Raw genomic sequence first — 636 nt, forward strand, 5'->3', positions numbered from 1 at the left:
CCAGTCGACGGCGGCGAACAGGTCGACCGCCCCTGCCGCGCCGCCGGCATCGGCTGCGCCGGGCGAATGCGCCGGAGCCGCTGCCGGTGCCGCCGCTGCTATCGCCGCAGGGCGCACAGCCACCGACACCGCTTCCACCGCTTCAACCGCCTCGACCGGCTGCAGCTTGCGCCAATGGGTCCAGCCGCTGGCGCCCACCGTCAGCAGCAAGGCACCGGCCAGCAGCAGCGGGCGCGCCTTCACGGCCGCCTTCATGGCTGCCCCCGGAAATAGGCGGTGAACTGCAATTGCGCTTCCACCCGTGCATCCTCGCGGCCCGGGCGGCTGATGGCGATGCTGTCGAGCGCCAGGTGCGGCACCGCCGCGTGCAGGCCCAGCACGAAGGCGCGCACGTCGGGATAGCGGCCCTGCACGGGCAGGCTGACGGTATAGCGTTCGAGCATGCCGTCCGACCCGGCGGCGAGCTGGTAGGCTGCGCTGTCGAAGCGCAGCTGGCGCTCCTGCGCCTGCTGCTGGATGGCCGCGACCGTGGCGACGATGGCATCGCTGCCCGCCGTGGGCAGGCCGGCCAGTTGCGCCGCCAGCCGGCCCTGGCCGGGGTCGGTCGCGGGGGGTACGCGCCGCGCGGCGGCCTGG

2 protein-coding genes are annotated in these 636 nt (G+C 74.7%); both read right to left on the reverse strand.

The features are described from left to right. Positions 1 to 255, reverse strand: a 255-nt coding sequence (locus GM672_RS27795) for a hypothetical protein (protein WP_211517459.1), incomplete at its 3' end; no start/stop codon positions are given. Beyond that, positions 252 to 636 (reverse strand): hypothetical protein (locus GM672_RS28635; protein WP_371867113.1); only part of this gene is annotated, 385 nt, incomplete at its 5' end. The genes GM672_RS27795 and GM672_RS28635, both read right to left, overlap by 4 nt.

The sequence above is a fragment of the Pseudoduganella buxea genome (assembly GCF_009720835.1).
GTDB classification, from domain to species: Bacteria; Pseudomonadota; Gammaproteobacteria; order Burkholderiales; family Burkholderiaceae_D; genus Rugamonas; species Rugamonas buxea.